Below are 22,672 nucleotides of genomic sequence, written 5' to 3'. Positions count from 1 at the left end.
ACGGATCAATGATGAATAACACCTCTATCGCGGGCATGAAGCGCTCGCATTTATGCGGCGAGCTGCGGCTGGCCGATGCGGGCAAAACGGTGACGGTAAACGGCTGGGTCGACCGCGTGCGCGACAATGGCGGCGTGCTTTTTCTGCTTGTGCGCGACCGCGCGGGCATCGTGCAATGTACCTTTGACAAGTCGGTCAACAAGGCGCTGTTCGATATCGCATTCACCTGCCGCACGGAGTTCGTGGTGGCTGTGCGTGGCCGCCTGACCGCGCGCGACGCGGCGGCAGTCAACAGCAAGATGCCGACGGGTGAGGTCGAGATCGTGGCCGAGGAACTCCGCATTCTCTCCAAGGCAGAGACCACCCCCTTTGAAATAGACGACGGCAAGGAGGTCGGCGACCAGATTCGCCTGAAATACCGCTACCTCGACCTGCGCCGCCCGTCCATGCAGCGCAACCTGATGCTACGCCATCGCGTCACCCAGATCGCGCGCAACTATTTTGACGAGCACGGCTTTTTGGAGATCGAAACACCCATGCTGACCAAGTCCACGCCCGAGGGCGCGCGCGACTATCTGGTGCCCAGCCGCGTGCATCCGGGCAAGTTTTACGCGCTGCCGCAGTCTCCGCAGCAGTATAAGCAGTTGCTGATGCTGGCCGGCCTTGACCGCTATATCCAGATCACCCGCTGCTTCCGCGATGAAGATCTGCGCGCCGACCGCCAGCCGGAGTTCACCCAAATCGACCTTGAGATGTCCTTTGTCGAGCAGGATGACGTGATTGCTGTCAATGAGGGCTTTTTGCAGCGCGTGTTCAAGGAAGTGCTCGATATCGACGTGCCGCTGCCGCTGCCGCGCCTGACTTGGCGCGAGGCGATGGATCGCTTCGGCTCGGACAAGCCGGACGTGCGCTTTGGCTTTGAGCTGTGCGATATTTCGGATATCGCGGCGAACTGCGGCTTTGGTGTGTTCAAGGGCGCGGTCGAGGCTGGCGGCACGGTGCGCTGCATCAACATTAACGGCTATGCCGACCGGTTCCCCCGTAAGGAGATCGACAAGCTGGCCGATTTCGTCAAGACCTACCGTGCCAAGGGGCTTGCATGGATGAAGCTTGCAGAGGACGGCACGATGACCTCCTCCTTTGCCAAGTTTCTGACCGACGAGGAGCTTGCGGCTATCAAGGCGCGCACCGGTATGCAGGAGAACGATGTGCTGTTCGTCGTGGCGGATGCATCTGAGGGCGTGGTGCTGCAATCGCTCGGCGCGCTGCGCTGTGAGATGGCCAAGCGGCTCGGCCTTGCTAAAAAGGACGATTTTCGCCTGCTGTGGGTGACCGAGTTCCCTCAGTTTGAGTACAGCGAGGAGGAGGACCGACTGGTCGCCAAGCACCATCCCTTTACCGCGCCGATGGACGAGGATATCGCGCTGCTTGAGAGCGAGCCGCAGAAGGTGCGCGCTAAGGCGTATGATATCATCCTCAATGGCTGTGAGCTGGGCGGCGGCTCGATCCGTATCCACGACCCTGCTTTGCAGACGCGCATGTTCCGCGCGCTCGGTTTCACCGAGGAGCAGGCCAAGGAGCAATTCGGCCACCTCATCACCGCGTTTTCCTACGGCGCGCCCCCGCATGGCGGCCTTGCCTACGGCCTCGACCGGCTGTGCATGCTGCTGGCCGGGCTGGATTCCATCCGCGATGTGATCGCTTTCCCCAAGGTGCAAAACGCAAGCGACCTGATGATGTCTTGCCCGGACACGGTGGATGACAAGCAGCTCGATGAACTGTCCATTGCGGTCACCCGCGCGGCGGAGGCAGACGGGCAGGCGTGACTCACCGCTGTATGCACACCGTGCTATGGTGAATCATGAATAGCAGGGCGGTAAGCAGAGCGAAAAATTGGAGGGAAATACATTGCGCTGGGGGTGCTGCTTCTCATTGTATTAGCTTTGTGCGGTGCATTCGTATTACACATTTTTGATTTGCTCCCAGGAATCGGATTCGAGAATATTTGGTATTCCAGATTTTAGGTTGGGTTTATTGCATTCCTCATGCTTGCTATACTGCAATATAGACGTTTACAACAAAAGGTTAACAGCAAAAGATTCTCCGTTGACCGGGGCAAGTGAGAAAAGCTTTAAGAGCGAACAGCCACACTTCTGTGTGCCTGCCGGGGGTGGCTGTACATAAAAAAAGCATCCGTATGGTCGTGACCATACGGATGCTTTGCTGTTTTGCTGGATCATTATGCGGTTGAAGCCGACAGGATCAATAGTGGCGTGCTTCGTACAGGTGCTCCTCGATCGCCTTGCGGGCAGCCTGCACCTCGGGCTTGGTCGATACCTCGGCCACGCCGACGCGCCACCAGTTTTCATAGCCCTTGGACATGGTCTTGGGCATGACCTTAATGTCGATCAGCGTCGAAACGGTCTGCTTTTTCGCGTCCGCGATGGCAGCCTTCAGCTCGTCGATGGTCTTGACCGTGTAGGTCTTGCAGCCATAGGCTGCGCCGACGGCAGCGTAGTCGATCAGCATGACCTTGCCCGTGTGGATGCCGTTGGTCACACCCTCTGCGAGCATATTCTTTTCCGTGCAGATGCAGGCATTGCCCTGACCGACCTCCAGATTGTTGATGCAGCCGAAGGAGGCGTTGTCAAACAGCATGACGTTGATCTTCTTGCCGATCTGCACCGAGGTGATCAGCTCGGAGTGCAGCATGTCGAACGAGCCATCGCCGCACATTGCATATACCTCTTGCTCTGGGCAAGCGAGCTTGGCACCGAGCGCGGAAGCGATCTCGTAACCCATGCAGGAGTAACCGTACTCCATGTGGTAGGTGTTGATCTTGCGGGCGCGCCACAGACTCTGCATATCGCCCGGCAGCGAGCCGGCCGCTGCACACACGATCGCATCATCGTCGATCTCGTGGTTGATGCAGCCCAGCACGGTCGTCTGGCACAGGTCGCAGCCGGTGTCCGCGATGAACTTTTCCACACACGCGCGGTTGGCATCGTTTACCTCGGGTGTAAAGGAGTCCGCGCCGGTATACTTGCAGTTGTCCAGACGCTCGACCTCGCTCCACCACTCCTTGCGGTAGGCGGCAACCGAGGCGGCATAAGCGTCATCCGTGTGGTAGCCGCACTTTTTCAGCTCATCCGCAATGGCGGAGAGCGCCTCGTTGGCGTCAGCCACGACCGGGGTGGCATCCATCTTGTACGCTTGGAACTCGGAGGGGTTGATGTTGACAAACTTGGCATCCGTGCGGTACAGCCACTTCGAGGCGGTGGTAAAGTCGGTATAGCGTGTGCCGACACCGATGACAACATCGGCCTCATGCGCGAGCTTGTTGGCAGCGATGCCGCCCGTCGTACCCAGACCGCCGAGGTTGAGCGGGTGCGTCCACTCGATGGCGCTCTTGCCCGCCTGCGTCTCGCCAAAGGCGATACCGAAATCCTCGGCAAACTGCCGGAAGACCTTATGCGCCTCGGCGTAGCGCACGCCGCCACCGCAGATGAGGAGCGGCTTCTTGGCGTTTTTGATGACCTCGACCGCTTTTTCAACGGCGTACTTGGTCGCCGGGCGGCGGTCGATGCGCCAAACACGCTTCTGGAAGAAGTCGACCGGATAGTCATACGCCTCGGCCTGCACGTCTTGCGGCAGCGAAATAGCGACCGCGCCGGTGTTGGCGGTATCGGTCAGCACACGCATGGCCGAGATCATGTCGGTCATGATCTGCTCCGGGCGGTTGATGCGTCCCCAGTACTTGGTGACGGCTTGGAATGCGTCGTGCGCCGAGATGGACAGGTTGTGCGGCTGCTCCATCTGCTGGAGCACCGGGTCGGGCTGGCGGGAGGCGTAAATGTCGCCCGGCAGGATCAGCACGGGGATGTTGTTGGCGGTCGCGGTCGCGGCGGCGGTGACCATGTTGCACGCGCCGGGGCCGACGGACGAGGTGGCGGCAAAGATCTGCTTGCGGCGCATCTGCTTGGCAAAGCCGACCGCGGCCAGCGCCATACCCTGCTCGTTCTTGCCCTGATAGACGACCATGTCCTTCAGCTCCTGCTCAATGCCGTTGCAAAAGCCGACAACATTGCCGTGGCCGGGCAGCATGAAGATGCCCTTGACGAATTTTTGCTCTACCTCGTTGCCGTCCATGTCGATGTAGCTGACATACTGGTTCTCAAGGAAGCGGACGAGTGCCTGCGAAGCCGTCAGGCGAACGGTTTCCATGTGTTTCATAGAAAGCATACCTCCAAAATCACAGATGGTTTCTCTTACGGTGCGCCGGACGCGCGCCTTCGCGCCCGCACGGGCGGGGCAGGGCGGTCGCGGCGCTTTTCTGCATAATAGGGGGAGCGGCGGTCAGTTGCCGGTCGGGCAGTGCCAGATGTGGTCGTTAGCGTCATCCGCCAGCAGCCACTCGTGCTCCTCATCGTCGATGCGGGTCTTGTCCCACGGGTCGCCCGGCAGGTGACGGATGCCCCAAGCGTAGCAGCAGGCATAGCCCGGCGCCGCGACCTGCGCGTGCATCTTGTCGGTGATGATTGCAAGGCCGTTGTGGCGGGTCTCATATATCTCGCCGTTGGCCCAGCCTGCGCCGAAGCCCTGCGGCCGGTCATAGCGGAAGAAGTAGACCTCGGGCTGGGGGTGGTGGTGCGGCGGATAGGACGACCACTTGCCCGGCAGCATGACGACCTCGCCCAGCACCATGTTGGATTCGGGCGCATTGTCCAAATCGAAGCAGGTGCGCACATCGCGCTTGATGCAGCCCATCAGCTCGCCGTTGCTGCCGCGCGCCCACGTGTCGGTCTCCTCGGGCGTGTGCATCTTGCTGGCGAAGGTCTTGTCGTTTACGGTTTTCTGCACGAAAATGTTGCAGGGGCCGTGCGCGGTGATCTCGATCCGCACACCCTTGCAGACGTGCAGGCAGGACGGATTGTAATCGAACGGATTGGGACGGTCGACCTCGTAAGAGTCATCCTCCCACTTCAGGGTGCACTTGCCGTCGAACACGAGGACGGCGACCTCCTTTTCGGCCTCGTTGATGGTGTAGGTGTCGCCGGACTCCATCACAAGGAGCGCAACGTCCATCATGGCATCCTTGCCAATGCCTTGGTCGAGACGGATATATTCGTTGTATCCGCGCACGACCTGCTTATCCATGTACATACTGTTTCCCTCCGCTGGTAGATTTTTTTGCGCGGCGCGCAGTAAAGGCTGGCATATTACACAAAAACCGATCCGCGCTTTGGGGCAAATGATACAACAAAAATACGATATTTTTCACTTTTGTACTTGCAGCATTTGCCTAATCGCACTATAATTATATCATATAAACGTAAGAATGCTTGCAATATCTTCATGAACAATAACACGATTTTAAGGAAAATGGAGGATGGGACATGGATGCTGCACGGCGGGAAAGGCGCGAGCACGGCACCTCGGCGTTTCCCTTTCAGATATACCCGGCGTTGGACGGCAGCGAGGCGGACGACAGTGACTTCATCCCGTATCACTGGCATCCCGAGATGGAGATCATCACGGTCGATGCGGGCCGGGTCGGGATCACCATTGCCGATCAGGTGTACGAGGGGGTGCATGGCGATGTATTCTTTGCCGCAGCCGAGGAGCTGCACGAGATCCGCGCTGCCGGGCGGGAAAACCAGTTCCACTCCTTTGTGTTCGCGGCGGATTTCCTGCAGTTCGCCCGCGCCGATCAGGCTGAGAGCGAGCTGCTTGCGCCGCTTGCGGCGGGGCGGCTTCGCTTTGCTACCGCCCTGCGTGTCGGCCGGCCGGGGCAGGCTGAGGTGCGCGCGCTGCTCGCGCAGATCATGCGTGCCTGTCTTGCGCGCGCACCCGGCTATCAGCTGGCGGTCAAGGCCGCGCTGCTCGGCATCGTTGCGGTGTGTGCCGAGCACGGCTTGCTGGAGGGGCGCAAGGCGCGTCCGGGCGCGGACTACAAGGCGCGCCAACTCAAGGAGATCGTCGCCTATCTGAGCGAGCATTTTGCCGAGCCGCTCACGCTGCCGGGCGTGGCCGCACGGTTCGGCCTGTCGCCGCAGTATTTCAGCAGCTTCTTTCGGGAGAATTTTGGCCGCACGCTGGTGCAGCATATCAATTCGCTGCGCATTGAGCAGGCCGCGCGCCTGCTGCGGGAGAGCGACCTGCCGGTGATGGAGGTCGGCTTTAGCGTCGGCTTTGACAATTTCAGCTACTTTATCAAGCGCTTTCGCGCGGTATACGGCGTTTCGCCCTCCCATTACCGCAAGGCGGGCATTGCATAGCGGAAAAAGGGCTTCCCAAAAAGGAAGCCCTTGCAGTACGCTGAAAAACCGCGGTTTCCCAGTGCAGACGGTATTCATTAAAAGCGCAGCAGCACATGCTCCTTATGGCACAGGTCAACGTACTCCCGCGGCGGCTCGCGGTCGGTGATAAAGCCGGTCAGATCCTTGAGGTGGCAGAAAGTGACGATGGCCTCCTTGCCGATCTTGGAGGAGTCCGCCATGCCGTAGATGTTGTCGGCCCGATGGACGACCGCGCGCTTGATCTCGGCCTCTAAAAAGGTGGTGTTGGTCATGCCCGCGGTAAGCGAAACGCCGGTCGCGCCCATAAAGGCCTTGTTGATCCGCATGGACGAGAGGGCCTCAATGGTTGACAGGCCGACAAAGGAGTCGGTCGTCGGGCTGTAAATGCCGCCGAGCGAGATCAGGTTGAGGTTTTCGTATTTGGCCGATTCGGACAGCGCGCCGAGCGAATGTGTGATGATGGTGATGCGCTTTTTCGCGGCCAGATAGCGCAGCAGGCACAGTGTGGTCGTGCCGGAGTCGATGAAAATGGTGTCGCCGTTGTCGACAAATTCGGCAGCCATGCGACCGATGACCGATTTGTCCGCGGGGTTTAGGCCGGAACGGATGGGCGTCGGCACCGCGCCGGTGGGCACGGAGGCGGTCACACCGCCGTATACCTTGGTGATGTGGCCGCGCATCTCCAGCTCGTTCAGGTCACGGCGGATAGTATTTTTTGAGACACCAAAAACCTCGCACAGCTCGTCGATGCTGACGGTCTCGCGCGAGATGACATATTGTTCGATCGAATTCAAACGGCTGACTTTCATCTTCTCATATCCTCTGTGCTCAAGGCGCATTGCGTGCGTTGGGCAATGGTTTTTTGTTATTTTAGCAAATTTCAGCAGGATTGTCTACTGTCCGGAAATATTGAAAATGCCTCTCCGCCGAAGGAAAAGTTGCGGATATCGGTGGTATCGCACAGAGAGAAGGATTTATGCGGCGAAAAAAAGATGGTTTTGAAATGCGCTTGAAAAAATATTGGCGGAGTCGCGGGGCGCGGGCGGTGTTCCGGCGGCACGGCAAGGTGAAATGCACCATAAAACAACAAAAAAGAAACCAAGACATAACAAACAATTTTTCTGCTTTCATACTGGTTTTTTTGTTGACTTTTCCGGAAGAGCCAAATCGACAGGCAAATTTTTGTTAACAAATGCATGAATATTGGTTGAAATCTGGGTGGTTTGGTGGTACACTGTATTCGAAAACAGCAGCCGGCAGCCGACGTGCGCCGGAACCTGTTCCGTGGAAAGAAAATATTTTTGATTTAGGCAGGTGTATGCAAATGCAGAAAGCAGAAAAAATGCACGAGCTTCGCGTTTTCGCAGCACAGATCCGTCTTGAAACGCTCAAGACGATCGGCTCGCTGGGATTTGGCCATGTGGGTGGCTCGATGTCTGTCGTGGAGGCGCTGGCAGTGCTCTACGGCGATGTGATGAAGGTCGATCCGAAGAACCCCCGCTGGGCGGAGCGCGACTGGTGCGTCATGTCCAAGGGACACGCAGGCCCGGCGATGTACGCCACCCTTGGCCTGAAGGGCTTTTACCCGTTGGAGCAGGCGTATACCCTCAATAAGCCGCACACCCATTTCCCCTCCCACACCGACCGGCTGCAGACCCCCGGCGTCGACCTGACCACCGGCTCGCTCGGTCAGGGCATGTCTACTGCCACCGGCGCCGCGCTCGGCAACAAGCTCGACGGCCGCGACAACCATGTTTTTGTCTTCTGCGGCGACGGCGAGGCCGACGAGGGACAGGTCTGGGAGGCGGCGCAGTTTGCCGCGCACTATAAGCTTGACCACCTGATTTGCTTTGTCGACTTCAACAAGCGTCAGCTCGACGGCACCTGTGAGGAAGTAATGAGCCACGGCAAGGGGCTTGCCGCCAAGTTCGATGCGTTCGGCTGGAACGTGATCGACGTGGCCGACGGCAACGATGTGGAGCAGATCTATGATGCTGTTCAGGCGGCCTATGCCAACACCGGCAGCCCTACCTGCATCGTTTTGAACACCGTTAAGGGCAAGGGCGCGACCTTTGCGGAGCCCTCGGGTGCACACTCGTCGCAGCCGACTGCCGAGCAGTGGGATGAAGCGATCAAAGCCGCCGAGGCGGCGCTTGCCGCCGTGCAGGCAAAGTAAGGGAGGGTATGCAAATGAGCGTTACTGTGATTGGCAAACACGAAAAGGATTCCCGCGCGATGCGCGACGCGTATGTGAACGCGCTGCGTGATATGATGGCCGCGGGTCAGCCTGTTATCCATATCGACTGCGACCTTGAGGGCTGCAGCAATGTCGGCAAGCTGGCAAAGGAGTTCCCGCATAACGTTTTCAACGCCGGTATCGCCGAGGCCAACGCCATGGGCGTTGCCGCCGGCCTGTGCGCCACCGGCAAGACCGTATTCATGCACTCGTTCGGTCCGTTCGCCTCCCGCCGCGCGTTCGATCAGGCCTTTATGTCGGCCGCTTACGCCAAGCTGCCGGTGCATGTTATCGGCTCTGACCCCGGCGTGTGCGCCGCGTATAACGGCGGCACCCATATGCCGTTTGAGGATATGGCGCTGTATCTGTCCATCCCGGGCGCGGTCGTTATCGACCCGACCGACTACGCCATGCTCAGCTGCCTGACCCATAAGCTGGCCGCGTCGGAGCAGTTCTCCTATACCCGCCTGATCCGCAAGGGCTTTACCCCGGTTTATGCGGACGGCTCGGATTTCGAGATCGGCAAGGGTGTTACGCTGCGCGAGGGTAAGGACGTTGCCATCATCGCTTCGGGCATCATGGTGGACGAGGCGCTCAAGGCCGAGGAGGCGCTCCGCGCGGAGGGCATCGCGGCGACGGTCGTGGATATGTTTACATGGAAGCCGCTGGATGAGGAGTTGGTCAAGTCCTGCGCGGCCGCGTGCGGCTGTGTCGTCACGGCGGAGAACCATCAGGTCGGCTGCGGTTTGGGCAGCGTTGTTGCCAATTGTCTGGTCAAGACGCACCCGGTACCGGTGGAGATGGTGGGCGTGCTCGACCGCTTTGGTCAGGTGGGCGCGGAGTCCTTCCTGCGCGAGGAGTACAACCTGACCGCCGCCGATATCGTCGCGGCGGCCAAGAAGGCCATCGCCCGCAAGTAAATAGCCTGCCGCACACGAAAACACGCGAAAAACGGCTGATAGACCGCTCTCTTTTCGGAGGGCGGTCTTTTTCCATCCGTAAGGGTGGCAGGACAGCTTTCGGTGTTTTTTGCCCTTTGCAAGCGCGGCGTTTTGCGGTATACTGTTGATAGAATTTATACCGATGGAGGAAGAACGGATGGAGCTGAAAGAACGCGCGCTTCGGGCGCATGAGCAGTGGGGCGGTAAGATCGAGGTCATCGCGCGCTGTGAGGTCGGCAGCAAGGAGGAGCTGTCGATCGCCTACACGCCCGGCGTGGCCGAGCCGTGCCTGCAGATTCGGGACGACCCGAGCCTGAGCTACCGCTACACCCGCCGCCACAATCTGGTCGCGGTCGTTACGGATGGCACGGCCGTGCTGGGGCTGGGCGATATCGGCCCCGAGGCCGGTATGCCGGTGATGGAGGGCAAGTGCGCGCTGTTTAAGGCGTTTGCCGATGTTGACGCCTTTCCGCTGTGCATTCGCTCCAAGAATGTCGATGAGATCGTGCGCACCATCTCGCTGCTCGCAGGCTCGTTCGGCGGCATCAATCTGGAGGATATCGCCGCGCCGCGCTGTTTTGAGATCGAGCGCCGCTTGAAAGAGGTCTGTGATATCCCGGTGTTCCATGACGACCAGCACGGCACTGCCGTCTGCTGCGGCGCGGCGCTGCTCAACGCCTGCCGCCTGACCGGGCGCAGGGTGGAGGACATTAAGCTGGTCGTAAACGGCTGCGGCGCGGCGGCGATCGCGGTGACCAAGTTCCTGATGCTGCTCGGCGTGCGGGATATCATCATGGTCGAGCGCTTCGGCATCGTGTGCGCGGGCGACGAGCGCCTTAATTCTGCGCAGGAGGAGATGGCGCAGTGTACCAACCCCGGCCGCATGACCGGCACGCTGGCCGACGCCGTCAAGGGCGCGGATGTGTTCTTTGGTATGAGTGCTCCGCAGGTGCTGACAAGCGAGATGGTCGCCACCATGGCGCGTGATCCGATGGTGTTCGCCATGGCCAATCCTGTGCCTGAGATTTGGCCGGAGGACGCGAAAAAGGGCGGTGCGGCGGTCGTCGGCACCGGCCGTTCGGACTATCCCAACCAGATAAACAACGTGCTTGCCTTTCCGGGCATCTTCCGCGGCGCGCTGGACGTGCGCGCGAGCGACATCAACGAGGCGATGAAGCTCGCTGCCGCCAAGGCGATCGCGGCCTGCGTGTCCGACGAGGAGCTGGACGCGGCGTACATCATGCCGGTGGCGTTTGACAAAAGGGTCGTCCGCGCGGTCGCGGAGGCGGTCGCGCAGGCCGCGCGCGATTCGGGCGTGGCGCGACTTTGAGGGCGTGGCGGACGCTGTCTGCCGCCCACCGCAGAGCCTTTGGCAAGGTGCGCAAAAAAAGCACGGTTTTGCGTGCGGAACGGCTGTGCAAAATGCGGTTTTGGCGTTTTGCACAGCATTTTTCTGTGCAAAATGAGATTTGACTTTTACGCTTCGTTTGAGTACAATAAAAGCAGCAGCACGCTTGATATAGCGTGAAAGAGAACAAAACGGAGGGAACGAATGATGTTAGATCCGAAGAAAGTAAGACTGGGCATCTGCCCCATTGGCTGGTCCAACGACGATATGTGGGATCTGGGTGACGAGAACACTTTCCAGCAGTGTATCTCAGAGATGAAGCTGGCCGGCTTTGACGGCTGCGAGGTCGGCCACAAATACCCGGAGGACAAGAAAGTCCTCAAGCACATGCTCGATGTGCGCAACATGACCATCGCGTCCAAATGGTTCTCCTCGTTCCTTGTAGATAAGCCGTATGAGGAGGTCGAGGCCGAATTTATCAAGGAGCTGGACTACCTCTCCTATGTCGGCGCGACCGCGATCAACGTATCTGAGCAGTCCGGCTCGATCCAGGGTATGCTTGACAAGCGTATCCTCAAGGATAAGCGCGTGCTGACCGATGAGGAGTGGACGCGCTTCTGCGACGGCATGAACAAGCTGGGCAAGCTGTCGCTGGAGAAGTACGGCATCCGCACCTGCTTCCACCACCATATGGGCACAGTCTGCCAGACGGTGGAGGAAACCACCCGCCTGATGGAGAACACCGACCCCAAGTATGTGTTCCTGTGCTTTGACACCGGTCACTTCACCTTTGCGGGCGAAGACCCGGTCGCTATGCTGGAGAAGTTTGCCGACCGCGTCGGCCATGTGCATCTGAAGAACATGCGTATGCCGATCGTCGACAAGGTAAAGGCCGAGGACTGGTCGTTCCTCAAGGCCGTGCGCGAGGGCGCGTTCACCGTGCCGGGTGACCCGGATGGCTGCGTCGAGTTTGACAAGGTGTTCGACCTGCTGGACAAGGCCGGTTACACCGGCTGGATCATGGTCGAGGCCGAGCAGGACCCGGCCAAGGCCAATCCGTACGAGTACGCCAAGATGGGACGCGAGTACATCACTGCGCACACCGGCCTTGGCGGCGAGGTCGTGCTGAAATAAGTGCATACATAACGGCTGCCGTTTGGTAAACCGTGCCGCCCCGACCTGTACTGGCTGTACAAGTCGGGGCGGTTTATTTGTCCGCATTATGGCAGCGCAGGTGCGCCTAGCAGCAGGGGGGAGAGGAGAGCGGTCGCTTTGGCTTGTCAGGCTGGCTACCGCCAATATGGCCGGGGAAATAGACGCGGCTGCAACAAATTGTTTCAAAACGCGGAATGCAGACTTACAGCTTTTGGGTAAGCTGACAAGAGTTGTCGAGCTTTGTAATTATTTGTTGACACAGGGAAAATAGAATGGTATTATACCCATATGAAAAGAGTGTTAACGGAAAGGAGCAGGTGACATGTATTCTCTCGATTATCGAATGCTGGGTTGTATGGACATGATGATGCCCATGTTTTTTCATGCTCACTTGTCGCCTACCCGGTAAATACAGGAACGGATACGCACCAATTTGACCTGACGCTGCGCGCCATCTCAAAATGCCGACCATCCTGAAGCGGGAAGCCGTGGGCTTTCCGCTTTTTTGCGTTTGAAGGAGGAATTGCTTTGATCGAACTTGCACAGGTGTCCAAAACCTTTGGAACCGGACAGCGACAGGTCCACGCCGTCCGCGATGTTTCGCTCTCGATCGAAAAGGGAGAGATATTTGGGATCATCGGCTTTTCAGGAGCCGGAAAGTCCACGCTCGTGCGGTGCATCAATCTGCTCGAGCGGCCCACCGCGGGCACTGTGACGGTCGACGGCAAAGAAATGACCGCCCTCGCGCCCAAGGAGCTGCGGCAGGCGCGCAAAAAGATCGGCATGATCTTCCAGCACTTCAATCTGATGCCCTCCCGCACGGTGTTCAGCAACGTGGCCTATCCGCTGCGCGGCAGCGGGCTGAGCAAGCAGGAGATTGCCGACAAGGTGCACAAGCTGCTCGAGCTGGTCGATATTGGCGACAAGGCGGCCTTCTACCCCAGCCAGCTTTCCGGTGGGCAGAAGCAGCGCGTCGCTATCGCGCGGGCGCTGGCCAACGACCCCAGCGTGCTGCTGTGCGACGAGGCGACCTCGGCGCTCGATCCCCAGACGACAAAGGCTATCCTGCGGTTGCTCAAGCGGCTCAATGAGGAGCTTGGCATCACCATCGTCATCATCACCCATGAGATGGCGGTCGTCAAGGAGGTCTGCAACCGCGTGGCCGTGATGGAGCACGGCCGGGTGGTCGAGCAGGGCGAGGTGTTCAGCGTGTTTGCCGACCCCCGGCAGGAGATCACCAGAAACTTCATCCATACGACCTCCAACCTCCAAAAAATTGAGGAGCTGATTGCGGAGGATTCACCCGTGGTGCGGCTGCAGCCCGGCGAGCTGATCGTTCGGCTGTCCTATGTGCAGCGTAACGTCTCCGAGCCGCTGATTTCGACCGTGTCGCAAAAGTTCAACATCACGCTGGATATCATCTTCGCGGATGTCGCCATTGTGCAGGACGCACCGATCGGCGGCACGGTGGCTATTATTAGCGGCGAGCGGCAGCAAATCACAAAGGCAATGGAATATCTGATCGAAAAAAACGTAGGCGTGGAGGTGATAAAAGATGCAAGAGCTGCTTACTAACTGGTTTCCCAACGTCATGGCCAAGCTGCCGGACTTTTATGCCGCCATCGGTGATACGCTGCTCATGGTGGTGTGGTCGGGCATCATCTCCTTTGTTCTAGGCTTGATACTGGGCGTGCTCATCACTGTCACCCGGCCGGGTGCTATTCTGGAAAACCGGGTAGTTTACCGGGCACTGGATATCCTTATCAGCTTGTTTCGCTCGATTCCGTTCATTATTCTGCTGACTTGGGTCATGCCGGTGTCCCGCGCTATCATGGGCACGGCCATCTATGTCCGGGGCGCGATCGTCCCGCTGGTGTTCGGCGCGGCGCCTTTCTTCACCCGGCAGGTGGAGAGCGCGCTGGCCGAGCTTGACCCCGGCTTGGTCGAAGCGGCGCTGTCCATGGGCTCAAGCCCGATGGAGATCATCTTCCGCGTTTACTTAAAGGAAAGCGTGGCGGCCATCGCCCGGGGCACGACGATCACGGCGATCAGCCTACTCAACCTGACCGCCATGGCGGGCGTGGTGGGCGCGGGCGGTCTGGGCGATTTTGCCATCCGCTACGGGCATGACCGCAACATGACCGACGTGACCAATGTAACGGTATTCGTGCTGGTCATCCTCGTGTGCATCATGGAGTGGATCGGCAGCCAAGTGGTCAAGAAAAATACGCATTGAGGAGCGCGCACAAATATGGAACTGCAAAACCGTAAAATCGTCATCATCGGGGCAGGGCATGTAGGCTCACATGCCGGATATGCCCTTCTCTCACAGGGCTTGGCCGAGGAGATCGTCTATATTGATGTTGACCGTGATAAGGCAAAGGCGCAGGCGCTTGACCTTGCCGACGCCACCAATTACCTGCCCAGCCGGGCAAAGGTATGGGCAGGCTCATACAGCGACGCGGATGATGCCCAGCTGTTGATCGTGGCTGCGGGGCCGCTGCCCGATATGAGTAAGGGGCAGACCCGGATGGACACCCTCCGGCAGACCATCGCCATCATGAAGGACGTGACCGAGGGCATCCGAATGTCCGGCTTTGCCGGCATTATTTTGAACATATCCAATCCCGCCGACGTGGTCACGCATTACATCCAGCATCGGCTGAACTGGCCGCCCCGGCGCATCCTGTCCACCAGCACCACGCTGGACTCCGCCCGCCTGCGCCGCGCGATAGCCGAGGCGACCGGCGTTGACCAGAAATCCATCTCGGCCTATGCGCTGGGCGAGCATGGCGAAAGCCAGATGGTCGCGTGGTCGGCCGTCACCATCGGCGGCAAGCCGCTGTCCCAGCTGCAGGCGGAGCGGCCGGATACCTACGGCAGCCTTGACCTGCAAGCCCTCGCGGATGAGGGACGGCGCGGCGGCTGGGTCATTCTGGGCGGCAAGGGATCGACTGAGTTCGGTATCGGCGCATCGATCGCCGAGGTGGTGCGCGCTATTTTCCACGATGAAAACCGTGTGCTGCCGGTGTCTGTCCGGCTGGACGGCGCATACGGCTGGCAGGACGTGTACGCCAGCGTACCGGCCCTGCTGAACCGAAACGGCGTTGCCGATATCATCGAATTGCAGCTGACTCCCACGGAGCAGGCGCAGTTTGACGCTTCCTGCAAAACGATGAACGAAAATTATCAGTTATCACTCACCTTATAAACAATAATTTGGAGGAATGTTATCATGAAGCTGAGGAAAATTATCCCGTTTGCCCTGTCCGCGACCGCGCTGACGCTGGCGCTTTCCGCCTGCGGCTCGAATGGCGGCACAAATGCCGGCACGAACGGTGCGCCCGCTGAGTCTGGTGCACCGGCTGGCGAGACCGTCACCGTCAAGCTCGGCGTGGTGGGCAGCATTTATGAGGAGCTGTGGGCGCCCGCGCAGCAGGCGCTGAAGGATGAGGGCGTTGACCTCCAGATCGTGCAGTTTTCGGACTATGTAACGCCGAATAACGCGCTGGCCAACGGCGAGATCGACCTCAACGCCTTCCAGCACCGCATCTATCTGGAAAGCGAGATCGAAAACTACGGTTATGCGATCGAAAACATCGGCAACACCTTCATCATCCCGCTCAACCTCTATTCGAGTAAGGTCGGGTCGGTCGAGGAGCTGAAGGACGGCGACACCGTGGCCATCCCGGACGATCTGACCAACGGCGGCCGTGCGCTCAAGGTGCTTGAGGCCGCGGGTCTGATCACGCTGCGCGAGGGCGCGGCTTTCAACCCGACGTTGGACGACATCGAGACCTACAACGTCGGCATTAAGATCGAGGAGCTCAAGGCCAATGTCATCCCCTCGACGCTGGCGGACGTGACCGCCGCTGTGGTAAACGGCAACTACGCGCTCGACTTCGGCCTGAAGACCGAGGAGGCGATTTACAAGGACACCGTGCTCGATGTGGAGGAATACTGGAATCTGGTCGCCGCGCGCTCGGCTGATCTGCAGGACGCGAACAAGGCTGCGGTCTATGAGAAAGTAGTCAAAGCCTTCCAGTCCCCGGAGACTGAGAAGGTGTTCAATGAGACCTACGGCGGCTATTTCATCAAGGTAGGCTGGGACCAGAACCTGCTGGCCAAGTAATCGGAAATATGTGAACTGAGCCGCCGGCCGTTCCCCATGGCGGGGAGCGTCGGCGGCTCGCCTGATAAGGAGGAGTGTACCATGGGAATGGACAGACAGGCGCTGCGCCGCATCATCACCGACGAGAGCCGCCTGCTTTTTGACAGCGCTATCCCCGTCGAATACGGCAGCGACGCGCTGGGGCGGCTGCGGGGTGACGCAGAGGCGCTGGTGTTCGCGCTGTCCACCGAGGAGGTCAGCGCTGTGCTGCGCTACGCGAGTATAAACCGCATCCCGGTCACGCCGCGGGGCGCGGGCACCAATCTGGTCGGCTCGACCGTGCCGGTGCATGGCGGTATCATTCTTGACCTTTCGCGGATGAACCGCATCCTCGCGCTCGACCGCAACACCATGACCATCACGGTCGAGCCGGGGGTGCTTTTGCAGGATGTGCAGGCCTATGTGGAGGGGGAGGGATTTTTTTACCCGCCTGATCCGGGCGAGAAGGCATCGACGATCGGCGGCAACATCAGCACCAACGCCGGCGGGATGCGGGCGGTCAAATACGGCGTCACCCGGGACTATGTGCGGGGGCTGGAGGTCGTGCTGGCCGACGGCACGGTGCTGCGCGTGGGCGGCAAGCAGGTCAAGGACGCCAGCGGCCTGCCCTTAAAGCAGCTGCTGATCGGCTCGGAGGGCACGCTCGCGGTCATCACCCAATGCCTGCTGCGGCTGCTGCCGAAGCCGGAGACTTCCGTCAGCGTGCTTGTGCCCTATCCCGATCTGGATACCGGCATCCGCAGCGTGCTGACCATCCTGCGGGCGGATGCCAACCCGACTGCCGTTGAGTTTATGGAGCGCAAGATCGTCGCGCTGGGCGAGGAATTCTCCGGCGTGCGCTATCCCTGCCCCGCGGCTGGCTCATACATCCTGCTGACCTTTGACGGCCACCGCGGCGAGGTCGATGACAACGTCGAGCGGGTGCGCAAGCTCGCGCTGGCGGGCGGCGCGGCTGACTACATCGTGCTGAGCGACCCCGGGCAGGCAGCGGATATCTGGCGGGTGCGCGGCGCGCTGGTCAAGGCGGTTGAGGCGGTGTCTGAGCAGGAGCCGGTCGATATCGTCGTGCCGATCAGCCAGACTGCGGCATTTATCGGCTTTATCAACGCGCTCGAGCAGTCCTCGGGTATGCGGATGCTCAGCTTCGGCCATGCGGGAGACGGCAACGTTCACCTGTGTATGCTGCGCGGCGACCGGGACGAGCAGACTTGGGAGCGGGAGCTGCGCAAAAATATGGAGATAGCTTACGCCAAGGCGTATCAGATGGGCGGCGTGGCTTCGGGCGAGCACGGCATCGGCCTTGCCAAGCGGCCGTATCTGTTGCGGGAAACACCGGCGGAAAATATCATGGTGATGAACCGCATCAAGGACGCACTTGACCCGCTGCACATTCTGAACGATCAGAAATCGTATATCACAGCGCGGGACGGCGCGCTGGATTGACCACTGGGCGCGGTAAACGCAGATGGAGGTAAAAAAGCCATGTTGAACATCAAAGAGGAATGCGAGCGGGAGCGGTCGTACCTGACCGCGTTGCGCAGGGAGTTCCACCGGCATCCTGAGCTGGGGCTGCGCGAGTTCAGGACGGCGGCGCGGATCGAGGAGGAGCTTGACCGCGCCGGCATCCCGCATACCCGCGTGGGTGAGACCGGTGTACTGGGTACGCTGCGGGGCAGCGGCGCGGGGCAGGGCGTGGTCGCCCTGCGGGCGGATATCGACGCGCTGCCTATTCAGGAGACGGGGGAGGCGGCCTATTGCTCGGTCAATCCGGGCGTGATGCACGCCTGCGGCCACGATGTACACACGGCCTGTCTGCTGGGCGCGGCGCGCCTGCTGGCGGCGCACCGGGCGGAGTTCGGGGGTGAGGTGCGGCTGATCTTCCAACCCGCCGAGGAGATCGGGCAGGGCGCCAAGCCCTTTGTCGAGGCCGGGGCGCTCGACGGCGTGAAGCGGGTTTTCGGGCTGCATGTCGCGCCCGATTTGTCCATCGGCACGGTCGGCCTGACACCCGGCTTGAATAATGCCTCGGTTGACCATTTTGCGCTCTCGGTCAAGGGCAAATCGGCGCATGTCGCTGCGCCGCAGCTTGGGGTGGATGCTTTGTATATCGCAAGCCATATCGTGGTGGCCTTGCAGGCGCTGGTATCCCGGCTGACCGCGCCGACCGAGCCGGTCATCCTCGGCGTGGGCAAGCTGAACGCGGGCACGGCTTATAACGCGGTGGCTGCGTTCGCCGAGATGGAGGGAACGATCCGCACAGTCTCGCAGGAGCGGCGGCAGGCGCTGCGCGAGCAAGTCACAAGCACTGCCCGGCACATCGCTGAGACGTATGGCGGTACGGTCGAGGTTATGTGGACGGACTTTACGGCGCCGCTCATCAACGACGGGCAGGTGTGCGGTGAGGTAGCTGCGGTCGCCGAAGCGCTATGGGGTGGTGGACGGGTCGTGACCGACCGCGAGCTGTCCATGAGCGGGGACAACTTTGCCGAATTTCTGCTGCATGCCCCGGGCGCTTATGCATATGTGGGTACGAGCAATCCCGACATCCCGGCCACGCTGCTGTCCAGCCACAACGGCGGTTTTGACATTGACGAGCAGGCGCTCGTGCTGGGCGCGGGGCTTTACGCCGGGTACGCGCTATCTCAACTGAGAGATTAGGAGTTTTTTCCTAATCTCTTTTTATTTGCAAAAAACGCCGCGCGGCTCGCTGAGACCATTCGTGCGCGCTTTTGACCGGCTCGTTTGTTGTTTCGCACCGCTTTACTGTTGTTTTAGACACAGTTTATTGACATGCAAATCATCGATATGTATAATAAATAAAAAGGTGGCTGCTCCGTGCATCAATCGCGTGTTTGGCGGTATTTTCAGTATGCGGCGGGCATCTATCCCGAAAAAGCAATTGCCAATAGAACACAGGGAGGTCAATATGAAAAGATGTTTCGCTCTTTTGATAACGGCAATCATGCTGCTGTCATCCTGTGGCAGGGACGAGACGGGCGCGAAGCCTGACGATGTCTGGGCGCTGGTCAGCGAGGCGTATACCTATGCTTTCCCGCTTGTCATCATGGATGCCACAAAGACTGTATCGACCAACACTGAGACGCCTGTCACCAGCCGCGCACCCGTTAATCAGTTTATCCATGCGCAAAAGCTGGCGGATGCGCAGTTCCGCACCGTCGTAACGCCCAATGTCGATACCGTCTATACGCAGGCGTGGCTTGATATAAGCGCCGAGCCTATGGTGTATGTCATGCCGGAGACCGACCGCTTCTTCAACGTACAGATTCTGGATGCATGGACCAATACCGTTGCCGTGCTTGACCGGGCGGGCGTTTACGCTTTTACCCTTTCGGATTGGGAGGGAGCATTGCCCGACGGCGTGACCCGGGTAGATGTACCCACGGCTATGGCGTGGTTCATCGCCCGCATCGTGCTGTCCGGGCAGGAGGATCTTCCCAATGTGTATGCCATTCAGCAAGAGATGAAGCTGATGCCTCTGTCGGCCTATGAGCAGGGCGGCGAATACACAGCGCCCAAGGGTACTTATGACGCAGAAAATGACTTCGTTCCCGTGGAAAAAGTGCTTTCCATGGATCCAAAGACCTTCTTTGACACAGCCAATGCGCTGATGCTGGCCAATCCCCCGGCCGCGGCCGATGCAGAGGTGCTGGAGAAATTCGCCGCGCTCAACGTAGGCCCCGGCATGGAGTTTGACACAGGCGTTTTCACCGGGGATACTGCCGCAAGCTGGACAGATATGCTGCGGCAGATACGCGAGACGTTGGTGGCCGCAAGCGCCGGCTATACCGTGCAGCTCGGGCAATGGGTATACTACGACGCGCCCATCGGTGATTTCGGCACGGAATACGCCTACCGCGCTATGGTGGCGCTGGCCGGGCTGGGCGCAAATACCATCGACGTGGCGGTTTACCCTAAGACCAATGTGGATGATACCGGCGCTGTGCTGACCGGGGAAAAGGCCTATGTGATGCACTTTGACACCTTGCCTCCCACCATGGAGGGCGGCTTCTGGTCGGTAACGGCCTACGGCAGCGATGATTTTCTCATCGACAATCCCATCGACCGCTATTGCGTCAATGACCGCTCGAATTTCATGCTCAACGAGGATGGCACGCTCGATATCATCCTCGCCAAGGACCAGCCTGAGGATATATCCAATTGGCTACCCGTTTCCGGCGATGCATTTCATCTGTACATGCGTATTTACACCCCGGATATGGCCGCTCTTGAGAACTGGCAGCCGCCCGTGATCCGTGTTATCGCATGATAGCAGCCCTGCCGAGGCCGACAAGAGATGCTCTGACAGCGCGCGGCAGCCGGACTTTATGATGGTAAAGGAGATATCTCTATGAAACGCATTCTCTCAATATTGCTTGCCGCCATGCTGGCGCTATCCTTTGGCTCTTGCGCGCCGTCGGAGCGCGGGGAGCAAGCCGTGGACGCGGACTTGACCGCAGAGCCTAAGCCGGCCAGCGTACATACCGCGCAGGCGAATGCCGCGATGTACGCCCTGCTGGATTTTAATGACAAGCAGGAGGCGGAATTTGCCGTGCGCGGACTGATCGACGCACCGGAAACACTGGAGCTGACCGACGCGGACGGCAACGTGATCTGGAGTCAGGCAGCGTACAGCTTTCTTGATGATTATGAACAGGCGCCGGAGACCGTCAATCCCAGCCTGTGGGAAAACACCAAGAATAACCACGCCTACGGCCTGTTTGAAGTGCGCGAGGGTATCTATCAGGTGCGCGGCTACGATATGGCCAACCTGACGGTGGTAAAGGGCGACACGGGCTGGATTTTGTTCGACCCTCTGATGAGCGTGGAATGCAGTCAGGCGGCTATGCAGCTGATCGAGAAGAATTTGGGCAGCTATCCTATCAAGGCGGTCATCATTTCCCATCCCCATGTCGACCACTTTGGCGGCATTCTCGGCGTGATGCGCGCGGATGATGCGGCGGACGCCGGCCTGCCTCTTGCGGATCAGCTTGCCGGCGGCAAGATACCTATCATTGTTCCGGAGGGCTTTGCCGCGCACGCCATTGCGGAAAACGTTTACGCCGGTAAGGCAATGGGGCGGCGCGCCAATTATCAATACGGTGTGCTGCTCGAGCCGGGCGTGAGCGGTAAGCTGGCGCAGGGCATCGGCATGGGGCAGTCGGCCGGTACGGTGTCCTACTTTGCACCCACCTATGAGGTCAAAGAGACCGGTGAGGTCATCACCATTGACGGCGTTGAAATGGAGTTCCAAATGACCCCGGGCACTGAGGCTCCGGCGGAAATGAACACATGGTTTCCGCAGTTCAAAGCGCTGTGGGTGGCGGAAAACTGCACCGGCACGCTGCACAATCTGTATACCCTGCGCGGCGCGCAGGTGCGCGACGGCGCGGCGTGGGCAAGCTATATCACCGAAGCCATCACCCGTTACGGTGGGGAGGTCGAGCTTACCTTCCAGTCCCACAACTGGCCGCATTGGGGCAACGAAGTGGTGGGTGAGTATTTGGTGAACACCGCTGCGGTGTATAAGTTCATCAACGACCAGACGCTGACCTATATCAATCAGGGGTATACATCTGATGAGATATCCAATATGATCCAGCTGCCCGAGGCATTGGAAAAGGTCTGGTACACCCGCCAGTACTACGGCACGGTGGCGCATAACGCGAAGGCTGTGTACCAGAAGTACATGGGCTGGTACGATGCCAACCCGGTCAATCTGAACCCGCTCACGCCCACGGACAGCGCAAAGAAGTGGGTGGAATATCTGGGCGATGTGGATGAGGTGCTGCGCATGGCCAAGGCGGATTACGAGGCGGGCGAATATCAGTGGGTGGCCGAGGTCACTAACACCATTGTCTTTGCTGATCCCGAGAATGAGGACGCACGCCTGCTGTGCGCCGACGCGCTGGAGCAGCTTGGTTATCAGGCGGAATCCGGCCCATGGCGCAATGCGTACCTCACCGCCGCGCTGGAGCTGCGAAACGGCAACAGCGCACAGGTGGAAAAAACAGCAAAAAACACCGGCGCTATGGTGCTGGAAATGACCGCCTCGATGATGTTTGATTACATGGGCATCCTGCTCGATAAGCAGGCGCTGGCAGACCATGATTTCACCATGAACGTGACCCTGCCCGACGTTGGTGAGCAGCATATGCTGCGTATCAAAAACGGCGTTGTGCTGGTGTACGAAAACGCGCAGTCAGACACGGCAGAGGTTTCCATTACCTGCCCGAAGAACGCGCTGTTCTATCTCATTACAAACGATCAGGAGGAGGTGGCAAAGGCTGTGCGGGTCGAGGGCAACGCGGAGCTGGTGACGCTGCTGGCAGAGAATCTGAATCAAGTCCCGGTCTCCGGGCCCGCTGCGTTCAACATTATTGAACCGTAACTGGTTTGCGCGCTTGTGAAAACGCATCGAACGCGCGGATCGAAGGGCACGGGTCAGGGCGGCTGACGGCGGAACGATTACGGCAGCCAGCACGCCGGCGGAAATTATCGCCA

The 22,672-nt window shown here is 59.5% G+C and carries 17 protein-coding genes; 14 read left to right on the top strand and 3 right to left on the bottom strand.

The window, feature by feature from the left end:
- Nucleotides 1-11: 11 nt before the first annotated feature.
- The gene (gene aspS, locus MR935_RS02135) at nucleotides 12-1,826 is read left to right on the top strand and encodes an aspartate--tRNA ligase (protein ID WP_290570619.1); all 1,815 of its coding nucleotides are present in this window, start codon (nucleotides 12-14) and stop codon (nucleotides 1,824-1,826) included.
- A gap of 436 nt (nucleotides 1,827-2,262) precedes the next feature.
- On the opposite strand, the gene iolD is transcribed toward aspS, so the two are convergent.
- Together iolD and MR935_RS02125 are read right to left on the bottom strand one after the other, a co-directional pair.
- Nucleotides 2,263-4,224, bottom strand: coding sequence for a 3D-(3,5/4)-trihydroxycyclohexane-1,2-dione acylhydrolase (decyclizing) (gene iolD, locus MR935_RS02130; protein WP_290570645.1), 1,962 nt, complete (start codon nucleotides 4,222-4,224; stop codon nucleotides 2,263-2,265).
- A gap of 132 nt (nucleotides 4,225-4,356) precedes the next feature.
- Nucleotides 4,357-5,163, bottom strand: coding sequence for a 5-deoxy-glucuronate isomerase (locus MR935_RS02125; protein ID WP_290570617.1), 807 nt, complete (start codon nucleotides 5,161-5,163; stop codon nucleotides 4,357-4,359).
- Between the two features lie 233 nt (nucleotides 5,164-5,396).
- Here MR935_RS02125 and MR935_RS02120 point away from each other — a divergent pair, with 233 nt between their 5' ends.
- Nucleotides 5,397-6,278, top strand: coding sequence for a helix-turn-helix transcriptional regulator (locus MR935_RS02120; protein WP_290570615.1), 882 nt, complete (start codon nucleotides 5,397-5,399; stop codon nucleotides 6,276-6,278).
- Nucleotides 6,279-6,355: 77 nt separating this feature from the next.
- Here MR935_RS02120 and MR935_RS02115 read toward each other — a convergent pair whose 3' ends face one another.
- Complete coding sequence (locus MR935_RS02115) at nucleotides 6,356-7,108, bottom strand: DeoR/GlpR family DNA-binding transcription regulator (protein ID WP_290570614.1); 753 nt, start codon at nucleotides 7,106-7,108, stop codon at nucleotides 6,356-6,358.
- 515 nt (nucleotides 7,109-7,623) lie between these two features.
- Here MR935_RS02115 and MR935_RS02110 point away from each other — a divergent pair.
- From MR935_RS02110 to MR935_RS02055, 12 genes are all read left to right on the top strand, one after another.
- A complete protein-coding gene (locus tag MR935_RS02110) occupies nucleotides 7,624-8,475 on the top strand; it encodes a transketolase (protein ID WP_290570613.1) in 852 nt (283 codons plus the stop codon).
- A 14-nt stretch (nucleotides 8,476-8,489) separates the two neighbouring features.
- Nucleotides 8,490-9,455: a transketolase family protein gene (locus MR935_RS02105; protein WP_290570611.1), complete on the top strand. Its 966-nt coding sequence runs from the start codon at nucleotides 8,490-8,492 to the stop codon at nucleotides 9,453-9,455.
- 178 nt (nucleotides 9,456-9,633) lie between these two features.
- Nucleotides 9,634-10,806, top strand: coding sequence for an NAD(P)-dependent malic enzyme (locus MR935_RS02100; RefSeq protein ID WP_290570609.1), 1,173 nt, complete (start codon nucleotides 9,634-9,636; stop codon nucleotides 10,804-10,806).
- Nucleotides 10,807-11,031: 225 nt separating this feature from the next.
- Nucleotides 11,032-11,958 (top strand): myo-inosose-2 dehydratase, encoded by a 927-nt coding sequence (gene iolE, locus MR935_RS02095; protein WP_290570644.1) that lies wholly within the window; start codon nucleotides 11,032-11,034, stop codon nucleotides 11,956-11,958.
- Nucleotides 11,959-12,507: 549 nt separating this feature from the next.
- Nucleotides 12,508-13,554 (top strand): methionine ABC transporter ATP-binding protein, encoded by a 1,047-nt coding sequence (locus MR935_RS02090; protein WP_290570607.1) that lies wholly within the window; start codon nucleotides 12,508-12,510, stop codon nucleotides 13,552-13,554.
- Complete coding sequence (locus MR935_RS02085) at nucleotides 13,535-14,215, top strand: methionine ABC transporter permease (protein WP_290570605.1); 681 nt, start codon at nucleotides 13,535-13,537, stop codon at nucleotides 14,213-14,215. Before MR935_RS02090 ends, MR935_RS02085 begins: the two co-directional genes overlap by 20 nt.
- Before the next feature lie 15 nt (nucleotides 14,216-14,230).
- Complete coding sequence (locus MR935_RS02080; RefSeq protein ID WP_290570603.1) at nucleotides 14,231-15,190, top strand: L-lactate dehydrogenase; 960 nt, start codon at nucleotides 14,231-14,233, stop codon at nucleotides 15,188-15,190.
- Nucleotides 15,191-15,214: 24 nt separating this feature from the next.
- Nucleotides 15,215-16,111: a MetQ/NlpA family ABC transporter substrate-binding protein gene (locus tag MR935_RS02075; protein ID WP_290570602.1), complete on the top strand. Its 897-nt coding sequence runs from the start codon at nucleotides 15,215-15,217 to the stop codon at nucleotides 16,109-16,111.
- 81 nt (nucleotides 16,112-16,192) lie between these two features.
- Nucleotides 16,193-17,593: an FAD-binding oxidoreductase gene (locus tag MR935_RS02070; protein ID WP_320766979.1), complete on the top strand. Its 1,401-nt coding sequence runs from the start codon at nucleotides 16,193-16,195 to the stop codon at nucleotides 17,591-17,593.
- Nucleotides 17,594-17,632: 39 nt separating this feature from the next.
- On the top strand, nucleotides 17,633-18,808 hold the full coding sequence (locus tag MR935_RS02065; protein ID WP_290570600.1) for a M20 metallopeptidase family protein: 1,176 nt from the start codon (nucleotides 17,633-17,635) through the stop codon (nucleotides 18,806-18,808).
- 268 nt (nucleotides 18,809-19,076) lie between these two features.
- On the top strand, nucleotides 19,077-20,438 hold the full coding sequence (locus tag MR935_RS02060) for a DUF1254 domain-containing protein (protein ID WP_290570599.1): 1,362 nt from the start codon (nucleotides 19,077-19,079) through the stop codon (nucleotides 20,436-20,438).
- 81 nt (nucleotides 20,439-20,519) lie between these two features.
- Nucleotides 20,520-22,559, top strand: a complete 2,040-nt coding sequence (locus tag MR935_RS02055; protein WP_290570597.1) for an alkyl/aryl-sulfatase — start codon at nucleotides 20,520-20,522, stop codon at nucleotides 22,557-22,559.
- Nucleotides 22,560-22,672: the final 113 nt, after the last annotated feature.

It is taken from the genome of Agathobaculum sp. (assembly GCF_022775115.1).
Classification (GTDB): Bacteria; Bacillota; Clostridia; order Oscillospirales; family Butyricicoccaceae; genus Agathobaculum.
This window is presented reverse-complemented; position numbering and strand designations above follow the sequence as displayed.